This window comes from Paenibacillus konkukensis, assembly GCF_023523925.1.
Taxonomy (GTDB): domain Bacteria; phylum Bacillota; class Bacilli; order Paenibacillales; family NBRC-103111; genus Paenibacillus_S; species Paenibacillus_S doosanensis.
This window is the reverse complement of the sequence record NZ_CP027059.1, coordinates 3808727-3827587: the sequence shown is the minus strand read 5'-3', so window position 1 is coordinate 3827587 and position 18861 is coordinate 3808727. Positions and strand designations below refer to the sequence as shown.

Genomic DNA, 18861 nt, shown 5'->3' with positions numbered 1-18861 from the left:
TCTGTCCGCTGCAGGAGCGCAAAAGAAAAAAGAGGGCGCACGGCCCTCTTGAACGGCAATTCTTTATTATAGAAGCTTCGAGCTTCGCTTACTTCTTAAGAACGATTTTCTCCAAATCGTCAAGCATCAGATTGGCGGAAATAATGCTGCCGGAAGAGTTCCAAATATCGTCGCTTACTTTATGCACATTGCCGTTTTTGACGACGTTCAAGTTTTTCCACAGCGGATCGTTCGTCCAGTCCTGCTCCACCTGGCTGGCTTCTTTCTTATCGTTATCCCAGGTATAGTAGAATAGAATATCGCCTTCCATATCCGGAATGCGCTCTTTGTTGATTTCATCGGCGAACGTTTCTTTATCTTGCGCTTGAGGGCGCTGGAAGCCGATCTTCTTCATCATAAATCCGGCGAAAGTATCGTTAAAGTAGATGCGCGTTTTGCCGGGGATAAAGCGGACTAGAGAAACTTTCATATTCAGCTTGTCGCCGGCCTTCGTTTTGAACTCGGCGACGCGCGAGTCAAACTTGCTTAGCAGGGCGTCGCCCTCGGCTTGTTTGCCCAGCGCTTCCGCGTACAGCTTGAAATTCTTTTGCCAGTCGGCGTTGATTTTTTCGGAAAATACGGTTGGAGCGATGGCGGACAATTGATCGTACACCTTCTCCTGACGCAGCTTGTTGCCGATGATCAAGTCGGGTTTTAATCCCGCGATCGCCTCCAGGTTAGGCTGGTTCTCGTCGCCGACAACCGTTACGCCTTCCAGGTCTTTTTTCAGATGATCGTAGAAAGGAGTCCCGGACCAGGATTTCACGGCGCCGACGGGCTTAATGCCAAGCGACAACAGCACTTCGGTGCCTTCATTGGTAAGCACGACGACTCTCGCCGGCTTGCCGGTAATTTTGGTTTCTCCCATGGCGTGCTTCACCGTGTACGCTTCGCCGGCTTTCTCCGGTTGTCCGGTCGATTGCTGCGGCGCGCTGCCTGCGGCATTATTTTGACTTGCGCTTTGGCCGCAGCCGGACATCATGAACACAAGCGCAGCGATCAGAGCAAGCAGCAGAGCCGAAGGTTTTTTTAGGCTGAAAAAGTGATCGAACGACAAAAGTAATCTCCCCTTAGTTATCCCGGATAATGAAAATCATTCTCAATGATTCTACTCATTCTTGCCTTCCGTGTCAATAGAATAACGTACGGAAAAACCGCGGAAAGGAACGACAAAATGAGAGCAATTGCTATGAAAACGCTTAAAAAATAGCGCTTTCACTCATATTTTAATATTTTATGAAGTTTTTTTGAGTTTTTTTCGAAAATTAGCAGGATTTCCGCAAGATTTGTCGTATTTTATAATTTACCAATCCAAGCCGCGGGGAGAGTTCAAAGATGCTTGTTCGTTCCTTTCAATTGTCCGATTACGTTTCCGTTACCAAGCTGTTCGAAGATGTTTTGACAGAAGCCTGTTATGAGGAAACTATGGAAGCTTTTGCAAGACAGCTTTCATGGGATAGCGAATTGGTGCTTGTCGCCGTCGAGAATGACCAAATCGTTGGAGTTATCGTAGGAACCATTGACAATCACAACGGATATTATTACCGTATCGCCGTCAGTTCGGAATATCAGCGAAGAGGCATCGGCAAATCTTTGATTGAATCCATGAGGCAGCGGTTCGTTCAAAGAAAAGTGCGTCGTATTATGATTACGGTAGACGTACATAATGAAACGATTTTACCGGTGTACGAATCGGCGGGCTATCAAGCCGAGGATTTCTTTCGAACCACGCATCGCTTAAGCATCGTCAACGGCTGACCGCTAACGGAGAAGCCACATCGATTATCATTTGAAAGCAATGAACCGGCATAGCCATTTTGCGAAAAGCGCAGGCTATGCTTTTTTTGTACCATTTCGAGCGTGGCGCCCAAAACGGGCGAATCGTCGAACATTTTGCCGTTTTTCGGGGGAATGCTCTTGAAAGCGGCCGAACATAAGTTTATGCTAAGAAAAAGATTGCTTTTATGGCGAACATCCGATGCGCCGTCCGAATGGCCGGGCATCGGCCGACCGTACGTTATTATAGAAGGGTTTGGACTTCATGGCGATGACGTTTACTTCCTATATCATAAAAAGCTTCAAGCATGACGGACATCTGCACCGCACATGGATGGAGAACGGCATGGTGCCCGAACCGCTGCTGCAAGAGGTGCATAAAGCCGAAGCGATGATGGTTCTGATCAACAGCCAAACGAAGATTATCGAAGCGGACGGGAAGGAATGGGTAAGCCGGATTCCGGGAGTCTCTTTTTTTATACCGAAGCAATGGTTTAACGTAGTCGCGCTGCTGGAAGAGTCCGGCGTGCGTTACTACTGCAACGTGGCATCTCCCCCTTATGTGAACGGGAGGGTCATTACGTATATCGATTACGATCTGGACGTGATCCGGATGCCCGGCGGCTCCGTGCATGTCGTCGATCAGGAGGAGTACGAAAGGCATAAGATTTGTTACCATTACTCGTCCATCGTGGATGCCAAAGTCAAACAGGGATTAAGCGATTTGCTTCAGCGGATCGAACGGGGGAAGGCGCCGTTTCACGACGAATGGGTGCATGATTATTACCGCCATTGGGAAAAGTGGAAAGGTCAGGGAACGGAGGCGTAGGATGGGTTTGTTCTCTCAGAAGAAGCTGAGCCGTGGGCTGGCCGGGGAGCCGGTGGACGCCGACAGCTCCACAAGCTTTTTGGCCGAAGTGTGGGATTGGATGAAATCGGTCGTTATCGCGCTCTTCATCGTCCTGCTGCTTCATCAGTACGGCTTCCATCTGTCCATGGTGAAAGGCTCCTCCATGCAGCCGACGATCGTGGAGGGGGAGTGGCTGTTCATTAATAAGACGTTCCGGGTGCTCGGAGGTCCGCGAAGGGGAGACGTCGTTGTCGTCAAGGAACCGGCGGGGAGCGACAATGACTCGCCTTATCTCGTGAAGCGGGTCGTCGCCTTGGCCGGAGACGAGGTTTATATTCGTCAGGGCAAGCTGTATGTGAACGGGGAAGAAAGCCATGAAAGCTATACGGATTCGCCGATAGAAGACGGACGGTTCGAGCCCTATACGGTGGAGCCCGGGCATGTGTTCGTGATGGGGGATAATCGCCATCGTCATGCCAGCTACGACAGCCGCAGCTTCGGCACCGTCTCCGTCGATAAGCTGGAAGGCCGCGCGGAATGGATCGTGTGGCCTATCTCCAAGTGGCGAGCATTATAAAGCGCAGGACGGTTAATGTGGCTTAGGGGTCAAAAATAAGGCAGGTGAGACAGATGCACAGCGGCGCGGTAGAATGCGGCGGAATCGATTGGCTACAGCTTAAGGCGGATATGAAGGAAGCGGCCGCGGAGCTTGGCATCGACAAGATCGGAATAGCGAGTGCGGAGCCTTTTACCGAGCTTAAACATATTTTGCTGAAGCATCGCGAGAAAGGCTACGAGTCGGGATTCGAGGAGCCGGATATCGATAAACGAACCGATCCGTCGCTCAGCTTCGCAGGGCCGCGTTCGATTATTTCCATCGCGGTGGCGTATCCGTCGAAGCTTCCTTATTCGCCGCGCTCCGAGCCGGGAGCGTACCGGGGCATATTGTCCCGATCCGCATGGGGCATGGATTACCATCATGTGCTGCGCGACAGGCTGCAGCGGCTGGAGGAATGGATCAGGCATCGGGTGCCGGAAGCGCGGATGGAGAGCATGGTCGACACGGGAGTGCTTGTCGATAGGGCGGTCGCCGAACGGTCGGGGATCGGCTGGAGCGGGAAAAACTGCTCCATAATTACGCCCGAGTTCGGCTCCTGGGTGTATCTCGGGGAGATGATTACGAACCTCCCGCTGCCGCCGGATACGCCGGTGACCGAAAGCTGCGGCGATTGCACGATCTGCATCGACGCTTGTCCGACCGGCGCGCTGGTCGGTCCGGGGCAACTGAACGCGCAGCTCTGCATTTCGTTCATTACGCAGACGAAGGGGCATATCGAGGACGATACGATGAAGGAGAAGATCGGCAACCGTCTGTACGGATGCGATACGTGCCAGATTGTGTGCCCGAAAAATAGAGGCAAGAACTGGACGCATCAGCCGGAGCTTCAGCCCGATCCCGAGCAGGCCAAGCCGCTTCTGCTGCCGCTGCTTGAACTGAGCAACCGCGAGTTCAAAGAGCGGTTCGGCTCCAGCGCCGCCTCCTGGCGCGGCAAGAAGCCGATTCAGCGCAACGCCATACTGGCGCTGGGGCATTTCAAGGACAAGGACGCGGTGCCTCAGCTTTCACGGCTGCTGGCGCGGGACGAGCGGCCGGAGATCCGCGCCGCCGCGGCATGGGCGCTGGGGCGCATCGGAGGCCCGCAGGCGCTGGAAGCGATAGAGGCGGCGAGAGACCGCGAGCTCGACGCCGTAGTCAGGAAGGAGCTGGAGAAGGCTTATGCAAGAGAGGACGATAAAGTACATTGAGATGGAATCGCCGATCGGGCCGTTAGTGCTCGGCGCTACCGCGGAAGGCTTATGCCGGGTCGAATTCGGCCGTTGGGCGGATGCGAAGGCTGGACTGCGTGAATGGTCGGAGCGCTGGCTCGGCACGCGGGAGTGGGTTCCCGGCCGGGAGGCGCTCGCGGCGGCCGAAGCGCAGTTAACGGAGTATTTCCGAGGCGAACGCCAAGTCTTCGATCTGCTGCTCGATCTGCGGGGCACACCCTTCCAGACGAAAGTATGGCATGCGCTGACGGACATTCCTTACGGGGGCATATGCTCGTACAAAGACATAGGCCGAGCCATCGGGTCCGAGAAGGCGGTGCGCGCTGTCGGCGGCGCGAATAACCGCAACCCGGTTCCGGTGATCGTACCGTGCCACCGCGTGATCGGAGCGGACGGAGCGATGGTCGGTTATGGCGGCGGACTTGACGTCAAGACCTTTTTACTGCGGCTTGAAGGCAGCATAATGATTTGAATAGGGCGGAGGGCGCATGTGAGACATATTCATATTGATAACGTCGAGCCGGGGCAATTTTTGGGACGGACGATTTTTTCCGGTAAAGGGGCGATTCTGCTCTCCGAGAACGTGCAGTTGACCGTCTATATGATTACGACGCTCAAACGAATCGGCGTTACGATGATTTATATTAAAGATCCGCAGTTTGAAGACGTGGAAATCGCCGACGTCGTGCCCGAAGAGACGAAACGGGCCGTCATGCAGCGGATGGGCGAGACGTTCGAGACGATTCGTTCGGGCAAGGAGCTTAATACGCGCAGCATTAACGGCAGTATCGACAATTTGCTGGAAGAGATCATGAAGAATAAGGAAGTGCTCGTCCAGCTATCGGATATACGGACGGAAGACAACGAGATGTACGTCCACGCTATGAACGTTTGCATGATGTCGGTCATGGTCGGCATTCATATGGGACTGCCCATGAATCAGCTCAGAGAGCTTGCGATCGGCGCGCTGCTGCACGACATCGGCAAAATCGATGCGCTCGTCGACGATGAATCGGACGATCTGCGCAAGCATCATACGTGGCGCGGATTCGAACTGCTCAAAAATAAGCGCGAGCTGAGCCTGCTCATCGCGCACGTAGCGCTTCAACATCACGAGCGAATCGACGGCGAGGGGCTGCCGAGACGCATTCCCGGCGAGCAGATTCATCTTTACGCCAAAATCACGGCAGTAGCCGATCGGTATGACAATCTGCTGTTTAATTTGTCCACGGGACGCCGGATGCAGCCGCACGAGGCTTGCGAGCATATTATGGCGCTGGCCGGCAGCCAGCTTGACCGGGACATCGTGATCCACTTTTTGCGTACGGTGTCCGTCTACCCTACAGGAGCTTCGGTCAGATTGTCGACCCGGGAAACGGCCGTCGTCGTCGGCCAGCACAGGGGACTTCCGGGACGCCCCGTCGTCCGCGTCATCCAATCGGACTGGTCCGAACGGGACTTGGACGTGAAGGAAATCGATCTAGCTCAGCATACGACGGTCTTTATCGACAATGTGATCGTTTAGCTAGAAGGAATGCTAGAAAAACCTATTTGTATGTAAGCTTAGTATTTGCTATTATGATACAATGATAACTTCCTTAACGAGGTGAACAAGCAGCGATGTGGAACTATATCATTCCGATTATCACTTTAATTGCGGGAGCGGTGGGCGGCTTCTTCGCCGGTGTTTATTATTTGCGCAAGCAGCTTGAGAGCATGCAGAACAACCCGGAAATGCTGCAGGAAATGGCTAAAAAAATGGGGTACAACATGAACAAGCAGCAATTGCAAAAAGCGCAGCAAATGATGAAAAACCAAAACTTCGCGCGCAAGACCGGAAAAAGATAATCAAACGGCCCCGTAAGCGGGGCCATGCAATGATGTTGCGTATTTTATTTTATCCAGCATACATGAGCGACCGACAGATTCATGCAAGGTAATGGCAGAGTAGCTTCGCATGAGGGCGAGGCGTATGAGGAGGGTAACAAGCATGCCGGCCAAAGAGTATAAAAACACCCGAGTCGCGGAAAATCGGGCGTTGGTAGAAGGTCATATCCGCGAAATATTGCGTTTGATCGGTGAAGATGTCGACCGGGAAGGATTGCTCGATACTCCAGCCCGCGTAACCCGGATGTACGAGGAAATTTTCGCCGGGTATGAAGCCGATTACAAAGATATTCTGGGCGTAGCGTTCGACGAGAAGCATGAAGAGCTTGTCATTGTCAAAGACATCGTCTATTACAGCCAATGCGAACACCATATGGCGCCTTTCTTCGGCAAAATTCATATCGGCTACGTTCCGAGCGGACGCATTGCCGGACTCAGCAAGTTCGCCCGACTCGTAGAGGCGGTAACCCGCAGATTGCAGGTGCAGGAGCGGATTACATCGGAAATCGCCGACATCATCGAGGAGGAGCTGAAGCCGCACGGCTGCATGGTCGTAGTGGAGGGCGAGCATCTGTGCATGTGCGCCCGCGGAGTGAAGAAGCCCGGCAGCAAGACGGTGACGTCGGCCGTGCGCGGCTTGTTCCGCAAAGACCCGGCTTCCCGAGCCGAGTTCTTATCTTTGTTGAAGCAATAAAATAAATGGAGAATCCCCCTTGCGATCGGATAGCCGGCCGAAGGGGGATTTTTTATTGTTTAGCGTGCCCAGAGGCACGCATCTTCTAGCCGGTGAAAATCCGGTCGCGGGAGGGGCCAAGCCCCCGCGTAGCTAGGATGCCTGCGTACGGCGAAATCTGTGCGTAGAAGCGCGTCGACGAAAGTACCTGTCAGAGATAGGGCGAGCAAGATACCAGGCCGTAACATGAAGTGAATCCTGCCGCGTCGTCAAAAAGGCCTCGCAAGAGGGGAGAGAGGAAGTCGAACCTCGTGGATATGGGTGAAGACCAAGGAAGCTGCTGGGAACTTGGAGCGGCAGCGAAGAATCCTCCGGCGTACGGGGATCGGTATGGTATGAAAGAAGATGCAGTGAACTGGGGAGACCCTCCCCTGCACGAAATTTTTTTTTTCGTAACGAGACGTTCTATAAGCCCAGCAGGTGAAATGAACGGTCTGCAGGAAGGGAGTCCGAGGGGCTCATACTACCGAGGAACGCAGGACAACACAACCTGCGGGAGGGAAGGGGTCCTGCTTTGTTCATGTTTCTTAAGGAGGTACGAGTCAGTGAATGCCGAGAGGCTAACAACACCAAAGGAAAACGTTCAACAACTCCAAGAGAAACTAGGTCATGCGGCCAAGGAAAACAAGAGGCGTAGATTCCATGCGCTTTATGACAAGATCTACCGGATGGATACTCTGTGGGAAGCATGGAAGAGAGTACGAGCAAATAAAGGGTCGGCTGGAATCGACGGAGAGACACTGGCGGACATCGAAAAGCAAGGGGAGTATCTTTTCTTGTATGAATGCCATCAAATCCTCAAAGAAGGCAAGTATCATCCCCAGCCCGTAAGACGGCACTACATTCCGAAGAAAGATGGAAAGCAAAGGCCGCTAGGCATTCCCACCATCCGAGACCGCGTCATACAGATGGCGACGAAACTGGTATTGGAACCGATCTTTGAAGCGGATTTTCAAGAATCCTCGTTTGGATTCAGACCGAAGCGAAGCGCCAAGCAAGCGCTGGACCGAATCCGAAAAGCATGTAACCGCAAAGGCAATGGGGTGGTCGACGTCGATATCCAAGGTTACTTCGACAACATCAATCAGGAAAAGCTGATGAAACTGCTGGAGATGCGAATCAGTGACAGACGTATCTTGAAACTGGCACGGAAGTGGCTAAATGCAGGGGTCATGGAAGAAGGAACGGTTCGACGTTCGGATTTAGGAACGCCGCAGGGGGGAGTCATCTCTCCACTTTTAGCGAACATCGATCTGAACTACTTCGATATCCTGTGGGAACGATATGGTAGCGAATTCGGGGAATTGACGCGTTATGCGGATGATCTCGTGATCGTGTGTAAGACGAAGAAAGACGCAGACCGGGCATACGAACGTATTCGTGCCATTATGGATCGTCTTGAATTGACGTTACACCCGACCAAAACACGCATCGTCGGACTTTGGACAGGAGAAGAAGGCTTTGATTTTCTTGGCATGCACCATCGCAAAACGAAAGCGGAAACTTCTCAAGGGAAGGTGTACTATACAACCCAACAATGGTTGGCCCGGAAAGCGGAAGAACGCATCCGGGAGGTCGTAAAAGAACGTCTGGCCCCGCCGAACATGAGGCATAAATCATTTCTCGAACATGTGGAATGGCTAAATCCTAAGATTCAGGGGTGGAGGAACTATGACTACACGGCTTACAGCCAATTAAAGCTGGCAAAGTTGGACTGGTACATTTTGCAGAGGCTCACGAGATGGTATGCCAAGAAGAGGCAACGCGCAAGATGGATGAGTTCGCTACAAGAAGTGAGGTTCCTAAGTAGTCAATATGGACTTAAAACGCTCTTGTAATCTGCATGCACATGAATGACGAACATCGGAAAGCCGTATGAGGGAAAACCTCACGTACGGTTTGATGAGGAGGGGCAGATTTCTCTGCCCTTTACTCTAGGGAAATGAAGCGCAGCAATATCCTGTGGATATCCGGGGGCTCCCCCGAAAGGAAAGTCTACCCATAGAACGATCCCAGAGGAAGGGTTAGACGCCGATCCAGCTTAGGCTGGATGCGGACGAGCGATCTTATTGGCCTGACAGCGGAGTCGACAGACCCCGAAGAAAGCCCATGGTCAGCTCCAGGTATGTTTGAGGATGAGCCCGATAGATCAACTCATGGCTGTCGTTAGGCAGCAGCCACAGCTGGGAGCCGGAGTTGGCGGGTTGGTTTCTGAACAGCTCTTGCGCCATCTCGAACGGGGCTTTCATATCTTGCTCGCCGTGAATAAAGAAGATCGGAATATTATATTTCGTTTCCTTCACTTGATTATAAGGCACCTGGTTCAAGCTCACGCCGTTGATGAGCGGGAAGAACAAGTAAACGAGCGGCAGCGTAGGATATCGCGGCAGATCGGCTACCTGCTTCATATTGTGGTAGAGCGTGTCAGGGTCCAGAATGAAGGTGCTGTCGAGAATCATACCGTCGATGTCATCGCTGAGCAGTGCGGCTTGCAGAGCGGTTCCGGCTCCCATCGAGAAGCCCCAGACAAACACCTGCTCGGCTCCTTGCTCCCTTGCGTATTTGACGGCTCCGAGCAGCTCCTGGGATTCGCGGATGCCGCCGGTGACGCTCTCCTTCGGCTGAACGAAGCCGTAATCGAACATCAGGACGTTATAGTTCTGCTTATGCAGCTCTTGGGCCAGATCGTATAAAGGCACCCAAATTTCCTCGCGGTTGCCTCCGTAGCCGTGAGAGAAGACGACGGTTTTTTTGCTTGCGGCAGCCTGCGCCGCGGGAATATACCAGCCGTTCAACAGCGTGCTGTCGTTCAGACTCGGAAACTGGATATCTTGATAGGCTGCGCCGAAGGCTAGAGCCGGATTCGAACGGAGCGGATCGATATGCGGCTTCGCCAGCGTCCAGGCGATATAAGCGTGAAAGGCCATGACCAAACTGACCAAAAGAAGGATGACGGACAATAGGGCGATGAGGAAAGTTTTGAGTCTGCGCCTGGCGATGGAGGGCACGTTGACAGCGGTTTCAATTTGTGTGGCGTTTAAAGAGACGGGAGTTACAGAGTTCGGTTCCATCGGAATCCCTCCTTTGTAGACTTAGATGACTTAAACGGCGGACGACTTTTGTTCCCTGTATGGAGAAAATCGATGGGACAATCGAATGGTTTAGTTACTGTTATTATTATAGTAAGATGAAGGCCTGTATCCCGTCAACGGCCCGCGAAAAATGTAAACTGGCTGTAATATGGATGTAACATAAAGAGGCAAAAACGCCCAAAAAGTCTAAAGCCTGTCTGAGGAGAATACAATATTAACAGTCTTCAGCAAGGGAAGGGGGACTCTGATCATGTCGCGAATCAGAGCAAAACGGGCGGAAATCATTTTGTACGGCCTGCTGATGGCTTGCATACCGCTGGTGCTTTATTTGGAGCTTCATGGCGAAATCGTTCTCGGCATCGTTGTCGTGTGCGTGATGTTCGCGCTCTCTATGGGGCTGCTTAGAGCTTCCGAAGCCGGCGAAGATCGCCCGGAGCGGAAGGGGAGGAAAGCAAGGAACATGCGCTCCGCGGGCGGTTAATCCGTTCGCAGGGCATGAGGGCGATGCGCTCCGGCCGGATGGCCGGCAGGAGGAGGCATCCGGCGCGAGGCACAGAGACGCATCCGGGCCTGCTATGCAAGCGGGATTGGATGCGTCTCTGTGCATATAAGGGAGCGGACGAGCAGGCCGCGCGATGGAGGATCGATAACGTAAACGGCGGATCAAGCGAAGGGCTGCCTGAAATTTCTTTCAGAAGACAATAATATACTTTGCGATAAAGCCGAAGATGAGTTATACTATACGTAACAAGGTTTCATTAAGTGAAACCGAAAGTCAGGTGATATCGGATGGAAGATGGTAAGCTTACCGTGCGCGCCGTTGAGCGCGCTTTAGATATATTGCTTTGTTTTACCGATTCGTCGGACCTCAGCTTGACGGAGATCGCCTCCCGCGTCTCGCTTCACAAGAGCACGGTGCATCGCTTGCTTGCCTCCCTGGAGGGCAAGGGCTTCGTCATCCGCGACGCTTCTTCGGATAAGTACCGTCTCGGCTTCCGAATCTGGGAGCTGTCGGCGAATATGACGCATAGCGACGATCCGGCGCTCATTCTGCTGCCCGAGATGGAGCGGCTGCGCGATCAGCTCGACGAGACGATCAGCCTGTACGTCAGCGACGGTCTGGAGCGCGTCCGCGTGCAGGCCGTGCAGAGCAATCAGGCGATCCGCCGCGTGGCGCCGATCGGAGCGAGGATGCCGCTGCATGTCGGCGCATCCAGCAAGATTTTGGTCGCCTTCGCCGAGCCGGAGGTGCAGCAGTCCCTGCTCGCCAGTCCGGCATGGCCTGCCGGGCTGGATAAGGCCAGCTTCCGGCAGCAGCTGGCGGAGGCGAAGTCGCTCGGCTTCGCGACGAGCGTCGAGGAGCGCGAGCCCGGCGCCGCGGCGGTTGCGGTGCCGATCTTGAACCGCGCGCACCGGCTCGTCGCGGCGCTGGCGGTAAGCGGCCCCTCCAACCGGCTCACGCTGGAGAAGATGATGGAGCATGCGCCGGTGCTGATGGAAGCGGCGCGCCGCATGGGCAAAATGATTAAATAAAAAGCAGCATGTCCCTGAAAGGCTACAGAAGCCGACGGTCAGGGGATATGCTGCTTTTTCGTTGTTTAGGAAATGATGCGCAGCAATATCCTGAGGAAATCCGGGGGCTCCCCCGAAAGGAAAGTCTACCCATAGAACGATCCCAGAGGAAGGGTTAGACGCCGATCCAGCTTAGGCTGGATGCGGACGGAATAAGCTTCAGAGCATCACGTCACTTTTGGGGGATTTGTTCCTATTCTCGCCCAGCCTGGCACAGTGCCTGTCCTCAAGCTTCACAGCTGCAGGCCTGAGCAGTTTGCTGTCACCATGGACGGCGTGAACGCCCCTTCAGCTCCCGGTCATTCGCAGGCATGAGCTGCGGGGGCCAATCGTCATCCGTCCGCATTCGTCAGACGGAGCTACCCTCCTCGGCCTCCGGTCTTCCTCTTCTCGGGAAGACGGGGGCTTTTCCGCTTGCGCTCGTCCCCCCTTAGGCAGCCGTGCCGTCCGCTTTTTTCCTGAAGCTTCAGGTCGAACAATGACTATTCCCCTTCGCTTAATGACAATTCTGCCGCGGCGAGCGGCGATATGACGCGCTTTCCCCGGTCCGGCCCTTTTTACGTACGGGAATGACTATGGACGGCAATAGACGGATGCCCCTATGATGCAGAGGTGACGGCCCGGCCGGATGACACCGGCGCCGCATGGCCGCACGACAACTTACTCGCATGAAAGGAAGAGGCGTTATGAATATGGAATCCGCCGCGGCGGCCGTCCGGGCTCCCGGGAGCGCAACATACCGCAAGCAGCGCATCCGGCGCATGGCGAAAAACCGCTGGCTTTATCTGATGCTGCTGCCCGGCATCCTCTATTTTCTTATCTTTAAGTACGTTTCGATGTACGGAGTCTTAATCGCTTTCAAAAATTATCAGCCGTTTCTCGGCTTTTGGGATAGCGAATGGGTGGGGATGAAGCATTTTAACCGTTTTTTTGGCGATTCGCTCTTTTGGAGATTGTTCAAAAATACGTTTTTGCTGGCGATCTATAACATCGTCTTCTTTTTCCCGCTGCCTATCGCCATCGCCTTGATGCTGAACGAGCTGCGCCTGGAGCTGTTCAAGCGAACGATTCAGACGATCGTCTACATCCCGCATTTCATGTCCTGGGTCGTTATCGTCTCCATTGGATTATATCGCTTATCATCGTTACGGCAATGCCAACGGGGCGCTGTACAATGAAAGCAAGCCGAAGCTGATGACGGAATACAATTTCAAGGACGAATCCCGTTCTTTATGGAATCCGGCGGACACGGCGTACGATAACGAGCAGGCCATCGAGCTGGCGGCCGACATTCACCGGGCGCTTACAACCGGAGGCGCCAACGCGGCCCGCGGCTATTTGTATTGGTGGAGCGTCGGCAAGAACGAAAGCTTGGCCCAGCAGCTGATCAACTTAGATACGGCCAACGGAACGTATTCGGTCAGCAAAGTGCTGTAGCGCTGGGCAATTTCAGCCGGGTGATGAGACCCGGGTATCAGCGGATCGACGCCGTATCGAGCGATCCTTCACTGCTCTTCGCGGCGACCAAAATCAATTCGTCCGGCAAAGCGCAGCTTGTCGTCGTCAACACGTCTTCTTCGGATATTACAGCCACGGTAAGCGGCTTCTCGTCATCTTCGGCGGCAGTCTCCAAGCTTAAGACGAGCGCGACCGACAACCTGAATAATATGGCGGAATCGGCGCTGACCGGCGGTTCGTTTACGCAGACGTTCTCGGCCAAATCGATCTATTCTTTTTCCGAAAAATAATATACGGCTTCCCGGCATAATGCTCTACGCCTTTTTTAGCGGATGGCCGCCTAACCAAAAAGCCCCTCTCCACGACCACGACGGAGAGGGGCTTCGGTTCATTTATGCAAGCTTATTAAGCCATAATTTGACGCAATACGGTTTGCAGAATACCGCCGTTACGGTAGTAATCCACGTCCACCATGCTGTCCAGACGAACGCTCGCTTCAAAGCTGAAGCTGCTTCCGTCTTCGCGCGTAGCCGTTACCGTTACGCTTTGACCAGGCTGTACGTCGTTGCTCAGGCCTGTGATATCAAAGGTTTCCGTACCGGTAATGCCGAGCGTTTTCCAGCTTTGGCCGCCTTGGAATTGCAGAGGCAGCACGCCCATGCCCACAAGGTTCGAGCGATGGATACGTTCGAAGCTTTCTGCGATAACGGCTTTGACGCCGAGCAGGAACGTACCTTTGGCAGCCCAGTCGCGGGAGCTTCCCGTACCGTACTCTTTGCCTGCGATAACGACCAGGTTCGTGCCTTGATCCTGATACTTCATGGAAGCATCGTAGATGGATTCCACTTGGCCGGTAGGCAGGTAAGTCGTTACGCCGCCTTCGGTTCCGGGAGCGACTTGGTTGCGAATACGGATATTCGCGAACGTACCGCGCATCATGACATCATGGTTGCCGCGGCGGGAGCCGTAAGAGTTGAAGTCTTCCTTCTTCACGCCGTGCTCGATCAAGTATTTGCCAGCAGGGCTGTCGGCTTTAATGTTACCCGCCGGAGAGATATGGTCCGTAGTAACGGAATCGCCCAGCAAGGCAAGTGTTCTTGCGCTGCGAATATCCGCAATATCGGAAATGCCTGCGCCCAGGTTTTCGAAGAACGGAGGGTTCGCGATATAAGTGGATTTTTCATCCCACTCGTACAGCTCGCCTTCCGGCACGTCGATCGCATTCCAACGCTCGTTGGCGCGGAAGACGTTCGCGTATTTCTCGCGGTACAGCTCAGGGCCCATAGCCGTGTTGATAGCTTCTTGAATTTCGTCTTTCGTAGGCCAGATGTCTTTCAAGTAAACCGGCTGATCCGCTTGATCGTAGCCGATCGGATCGTTAGCCAGGTCGATATTGACCGTTCCTGCCAAAGCGTAAGCGACAACCAGCGGCGGAGAAGCCAGGTAGTTCGCTTTAACTTGAGCGTGAACGCGGCCTTCGAAGTTACGGTTACCGGACAGCACAGCCGCTACCGTCATATCGTTATCGGCGATTGCTTGGCTTACTTCGTCAGGTAAAGGACCGGAGTTGCCGATACAGGTTGCGCAGCCGTAGCCTGCCACGTAGAAGCCGAGAGCTTCAAGGGATTCCAGCAGGTTTGCGTTTTTCAGGTATTCGGTAACGACCAGGGAGCCTGGAGTCAAGCTGCTTTTTACGTAAGCAGGTTTTTTCAAGCCGCGAGCTACCGCTTTTTTCGCTACGAGACCTGCGCCGAGCATAACGCTTGGGTTGGACGTGTTCGTACAGCTGGTAATAGCTGCGATCACGACAGCGCCGGTGCCCATTTTGGTCACTTCGCCGTTTGGATGCTTCACTTCAACGGTTTCGGCGATTTTCTCTTCACTCAGGCCGTATCCGCCTTTGTCGATCGGCGTGCGGACGATCGAGTTGAACGATTCTTTCATTGCCGTCAGCTCTACGCGGTCTTGAGGACGCTTAGGACCGGCCAAGCTCGGTACGACAGTGGAGAGGTCAAGCTCGATTTTATCCGAAAATACAGGGTCCGGAGTTTCATCGGTACGGAACATGCCTTGCGCTTTATAGTAAGCTTCAACGAGAGCGATTTGATCTTCTTCGCGGCCTGTGCCTCTCAAATAGTTGAGGGACTCGGAGTCGACAGGGAAGAAACCGATCGTTGCGCCGTATTCCGGAGCCATGTTGGCAACCGTCGCGCGGTCGGCCAAGCTGATGTTGCTCAGACCAGGACCGTAGAACTCGACGAATTTACCGACAACGCCTTTTTTACGAAGCATTTGCGTAACCGTCAGCGCGAGGTCTGTCGCCGTAGCGCCTTCAGGCAAGGTGCCCGTCAATTTGAAGCCGATAACTTCCGGTGTAACGAAGTACAGAGGCTGACCGAGCATGCCTGCTTCCGCCTCGATACCGCCTACGCCCCAGCCAACGATACCAAGACCGTTGATCATCGTCGTATGAGAGTCCGTACCTACGAGAGAGTCAGGATATACTTCGGTTTCGCCGTCAACGACTTTCGTAGCGGCTACGGAAGCCAGGTACTCCAAGTTAACTTGGTGCACGATACCGGTTGACGGAGGAACGGCACGGAAATTGTCGAATGCGGTTTGCGCCCAGCGGAGGAAACGGTAACGTTCTTCGTTGCGCTCGAATTCGATGTTAATGTTCGTATCCAAAGCGGTAGGAGAGCCGAAGGCATCTACCATGACGGAGTGGTCGATAACGAGGTCAACCGGAACGAGAGGGTTGATCCGTTTAGGGTCTCCGCCTGCTTTTTTCATCGTGTCTCTCATTGCCGCCAAGTCAACGACGACAGGTACGCCTGTGAAGTCTTGCAGAACGATACGCGCAGGAATGAAAGGAATTTCCTTCTCTTCGCGTCCGTTCGCCCAGTTGGCGATTTGTTTCACATGCTCCGGAGTAATCGCTCTTCCGTCGAATTGACGGACAGCGGCTTCGAGCAATACTTTAATGGAAAAAGGAAGTGCGGAGATGTTGCCAAGGCCTTGCTCTTCAAGTCCTGGCAAGCTGTAATATTGGTATGTTTTACCTTTTACATCAAGCGCTTTGCGGACCGAGTAATGGTCTTTTTTAGCCATGTGTGTCGTTCCTCCTTAAGAATGATAAGCTGAACCCGTAAATGTTTCACAAGATGAAACCGGATTTCATAATTGCCATACCCTAAGTATACATGCTGAAGGGCTTCGCGTAAAGGTCAATTTCAATCATTTTTGGCTCTGTTTCCTCATATAATGCAGTGATAAGTATGCCCGAAAATCCCCATTCTCTCAAGTTTCAAGCCAGCCATTCAACTACAAATGGAGGTAGCCCGCATGTCATGGAAAACGGCGCTCTACGATTACGTTCACCACAAAAATCAAATGGACATGGACTATTCCGTTGAGCCTTTGCTGCCTTTTGTCACCGATACGTCCTTTTTGCAGTCCCAGATCAAACGATTGGCGCGTACGGCGCATTCCGATCAAGACCGGCACTTTTTTCCCGTTAAGAACGAGACGCGCTTGTCCATTCTTCGCGCTGCGGAGCAGCACGGTCAAGTGATCGCAGAAGTACGGCTTCGCCGAACCTCGGTCGGAACCATCGGCACGAGAGAGCATGAGGAGAAGCGCGTCGAAACCGAGCGTGTCACGTTGACGGAAACGGACGGCAAATGGTATATCGTACGGGTCGAGCCGACGGACGCAGAGCGGGCGCTTCCGATTCAACAGACCGTCCCGGGAAGTCTGCACGAAGGGGAGGAACGGGATTCCTTGCCTTACCGTACGACGCCGTCTCCTTCGACGCCGTTCCTCAATTACAATGTGCTCCCGTACCTGGAGACCGGGGGCCGCAAGGCCGTATATAACCGGATCAAGGCGGCCGAGTATGCGGACACCTGGTGGGATAAGGCGAATCCGGATTATATTCATTTTGAAGTGGATTGCAGCAATTTTATATCCCAGTGCCTCTTTGCAGGCGGGGCGCCAATGAACTATACTGGGAAAAGAGATTCCGGCTGGTGGTACAAAGGACGGTATAACGGACAGGAGCAGTGGAGCTATAGCTGGGCCGTCGCCCACAGCCTGCAGCGCTTTTTGACTGCGGGCCGCGTCGGACTGTGCGCCGAAGAGGTGCCCGAAGCCTCTATGCTGGACCTGGGGGACGTTATCAGCTACGACTGGGACGGCAACGGACGCTTTCAGCACAGCACCATCGTAACGGCCAAGGATGCGGGCGGAATGCCCCTTGTGAACGCCCATACGACGGAGAGCTTTCACCGCTATTGGAGCTACAGGGATTCTGTGGCCTGGACGGAGAAAACCAAGTACCGGTTTCTGCATATTGCGGATCTCATGTAGTCCGTAAGTCTCCTTAGCTTACGAGATTAACGATAGTCCTATGCATTGAACGACATATCCATTCGGAGGTTATTATGAGCGACAAAATTCGCGTCGGTTTAATTTACGGAGGCAAGTCGGGGGAGCATGAGGTTTCTCTGCAGACGGCGCTGGCCGTAATTAAAGCGTTCGATATGAACAAATATGAAATTTACCCGTTTTACATAACGAAGCAAGGAGAATGGCGTTCGGGGCCGCAGCTGCAATCGCCCGTAGAGCACGTGTCCGCTCTGACTTTCAGTAATGGAGACGGCTCGCAAGCTTCCTTCGCTCTGCAGCCGTTCTTCGGCACTCTGGATACGGCGAGCAAGGCGGAAGTAGCCGTCAGCGCCGTTCAAGACGCCTCTTTGGCTCCTCGGGAAGGCGCTCAGGCCCATCTGGACGTCGTGCTGCCGCTTCTGCACGGCACCTTCGGCGAAGACGGAACGATCCAAGGCTTGCTGGAAATGGCCAATATCGCTTACGCAGGGGCGGGCGTGCTCGCTTCGGCGGTCGGTATGGACAAAATTATGATGAAGAAAGTTTTCGCTCAAGAAGGCCTTCCCCAATGCGTATTCCGGCATTTTACGCGCACCCAGTGGGAGAAGGATCAGCCGTATTTCCTGATGGAAATCGAGATTTCCATAGGCTACCCGTGCTTTGTCAAGCCGGCTAATTTGGGCTCCAGCGTCGGCATCAGCAAAGCGCGCAACCGCGACGAGCTGATCTCGGCGATCCAAACCGCCTTCCAATTCGACCGCAAAGTCATTATCGAGGAAAATATCGACGCCCGCGAGGTCGAGGTGGCCGTATTGGGCAACGATGAACCCCGCGCGTCGGTCGTCGGGGAAATCGTGTCGTCCAATGAATTTTACGATTATAAAGCCAAATATGTGGACGGCAAATCGTCGATGATTATTCCGGCGCAAATCCCGCAGGAGCTGTCCGATCAAATCCGCGAGCTGGCGATCCGCGCGTTTCAGGCCGTTGACGGGTCAGGGTTGTCCCGCGTCGATTTCTTCCTGAGAAAAGAAGACAACGCCGTCTTCCTGAACGAGATCAATACGATGCCGGGCTTTACTCCGTTCAGCATGTATCCTTTGCTCTGGAACGAGTCGGGCAAGCCCTACCGCGAGCTGCTGGACGATCTGATCGCCTTGGCTCTGCAGCGTCATGCCGAGAAACAAAAACTGCAATATTCCTTTGACGTGTAATGGCCTTTTTCATTATAAATTCCG

At 53.7% G+C, this 18861-nt stretch carries 18 protein-coding genes and 1 pseudogene; 16 read left to right on the top strand and 3 right to left on the bottom strand.

Going from position 1 to position 18861, the window contains the following annotated elements:
• Positions 1-88: 88 nt before the first annotated feature.
• Complete coding sequence (locus tag SK3146_RS16425; RefSeq protein ID WP_249866322.1) at positions 89-1021, bottom strand: ABC transporter substrate-binding protein; 933 nt, start codon at positions 1019-1021, stop codon at positions 89-91.
• Positions 1022-1374: 353 nt separating this feature from the next.
• On the opposite strand from SK3146_RS16425, the gene SK3146_RS16420 reads away from it, so the two are divergent.
• The 9 genes from SK3146_RS16420 to ltrA all read left to right on the top strand — a co-directional run bounded on the left by SK3146_RS16420 (position 1375) and on the right by ltrA (position 8950).
• On the top strand, positions 1375-1797 hold the full coding sequence (locus SK3146_RS16420) for a GNAT family N-acetyltransferase (RefSeq protein ID WP_249866008.1): 423 nt from the start codon (positions 1375-1377) through the stop codon (positions 1795-1797).
• 283 nt (positions 1798-2080) lie between these two features.
• The gene (locus tag SK3146_RS16415) at positions 2081-2644 is read left to right on the top strand and encodes a DUF402 domain-containing protein (protein WP_249866007.1); all 564 of its coding nucleotides are present in this window, start codon (positions 2081-2083) and stop codon (positions 2642-2644) included.
• Between the two features lies 1 nt (position 2645).
• Entirely contained in the window at positions 2646-3242 is a 597-nt protein-coding gene (lepB, locus tag SK3146_RS16410; protein ID WP_249866006.1) for a signal peptidase I, read from the top strand.
• A 53-nt stretch (positions 3243-3295) separates the two neighbouring features.
• A complete protein-coding gene (gene queG, locus SK3146_RS16405; RefSeq protein ID WP_249866321.1) occupies positions 3296-4471 on the top strand; it encodes a tRNA epoxyqueuosine(34) reductase QueG in 1176 nt (391 codons plus the stop codon).
• Between the two features lies 1 nt (position 4472).
• Complete coding sequence (locus SK3146_RS16400) at positions 4473-4964, top strand: methylated-DNA--[protein]-cysteine S-methyltransferase (protein WP_249866005.1); 492 nt, start codon at positions 4473-4475, stop codon at positions 4962-4964.
• A gap of 18 nt (positions 4965-4982) precedes the next feature.
• The gene (locus tag SK3146_RS16395; protein WP_249866004.1) at positions 4983-6017 is read left to right on the top strand and encodes an HD-GYP domain-containing protein; all 1035 of its coding nucleotides are present in this window, start codon (positions 4983-4985) and stop codon (positions 6015-6017) included.
• Positions 6018-6112: 95 nt separating this feature from the next.
• Complete coding sequence (locus SK3146_RS16390; protein WP_249866003.1) at positions 6113-6340, top strand: YneF family protein; 228 nt, start codon at positions 6113-6115, stop codon at positions 6338-6340.
• 142 nt (positions 6341-6482) lie between these two features.
• A complete protein-coding gene (gene folE / locus SK3146_RS16385) occupies positions 6483-7073 on the top strand; it encodes a GTP cyclohydrolase I FolE (protein ID WP_249866002.1) in 591 nt (196 codons plus the stop codon).
• Between the two features lie 584 nt (positions 7074-7657).
• Positions 7658-8950: a group II intron reverse transcriptase/maturase gene (gene ltrA / locus SK3146_RS16380; RefSeq protein ID WP_249866001.1), complete on the top strand. Its 1293-nt coding sequence runs from the start codon at positions 7658-7660 to the stop codon at positions 8948-8950.
• A gap of 228 nt (positions 8951-9178) precedes the next feature.
• Here ltrA and SK3146_RS16375 read toward each other — a convergent pair whose 3' ends face one another.
• A complete protein-coding gene (locus tag SK3146_RS16375) occupies positions 9179-10183 on the bottom strand; it encodes an alpha/beta hydrolase (protein WP_249866000.1) in 1005 nt (334 codons plus the stop codon).
• A gap of 271 nt (positions 10184-10454) precedes the next feature.
• Between SK3146_RS16375 and SK3146_RS16370 the strand changes: the two genes are divergently transcribed.
• The 5 genes and pseudogenes from SK3146_RS16370 (at position 10455) to SK3146_RS16350 (ending at position 13524) form a co-directional block, all read left to right on the top strand.
• Entirely contained in the window at positions 10455-10685 is a 231-nt protein-coding gene (locus SK3146_RS16370) for a hypothetical protein (RefSeq protein WP_249865999.1), read from the top strand.
• A gap of 308 nt (positions 10686-10993) precedes the next feature.
• Positions 10994-11737: an IclR family transcriptional regulator gene (locus tag SK3146_RS16365; protein ID WP_249865998.1), complete on the top strand. Its 744-nt coding sequence runs from the start codon at positions 10994-10996 to the stop codon at positions 11735-11737.
• Positions 11738-12537: 800 nt separating this feature from the next.
• A pseudogene (locus SK3146_RS16360) lies at positions 12538-12900 on the top strand (sugar ABC transporter permease); the annotation flags it as partial.
• Entirely contained in the window at positions 12899-13213 is a 315-nt protein-coding gene (locus SK3146_RS16355) for a hypothetical protein (RefSeq protein WP_249866545.1), read from the top strand. The pseudogene SK3146_RS16360 and the gene SK3146_RS16355, both read left to right, overlap by 2 nt.
• 20 nt (positions 13214-13233) lie before the next feature.
• The gene (locus SK3146_RS16350) at positions 13234-13524 is read left to right on the top strand and encodes a hypothetical protein (protein WP_249865997.1); all 291 of its coding nucleotides are present in this window, start codon (positions 13234-13236) and stop codon (positions 13522-13524) included.
• A gap of 115 nt (positions 13525-13639) precedes the next feature.
• On the opposite strand, the gene acnA is transcribed toward SK3146_RS16350, so the two are convergent.
• Entirely contained in the window at positions 13640-16345 is a 2706-nt protein-coding gene (gene acnA, locus SK3146_RS16345; RefSeq protein ID WP_249865996.1) for an aconitate hydratase AcnA, read from the bottom strand.
• Between the two features lie 234 nt (positions 16346-16579).
• Between acnA and SK3146_RS16340 the strand changes: the two genes are divergently transcribed.
• Together SK3146_RS16340 and SK3146_RS16335 are read left to right on the top strand one after the other, a co-directional pair.
• A complete protein-coding gene (locus SK3146_RS16340) occupies positions 16580-17605 on the top strand; it encodes an amidase domain-containing protein (RefSeq protein WP_249865995.1) in 1026 nt (341 codons plus the stop codon).
• Positions 17606-17679: 74 nt separating this feature from the next.
• The gene (locus SK3146_RS16335; RefSeq protein WP_249865994.1) at positions 17680-18837 is read left to right on the top strand and encodes a D-alanine--D-alanine ligase; all 1158 of its coding nucleotides are present in this window, start codon (positions 17680-17682) and stop codon (positions 18835-18837) included.
• Positions 18838-18861 lie beyond the last annotated feature (24 nt).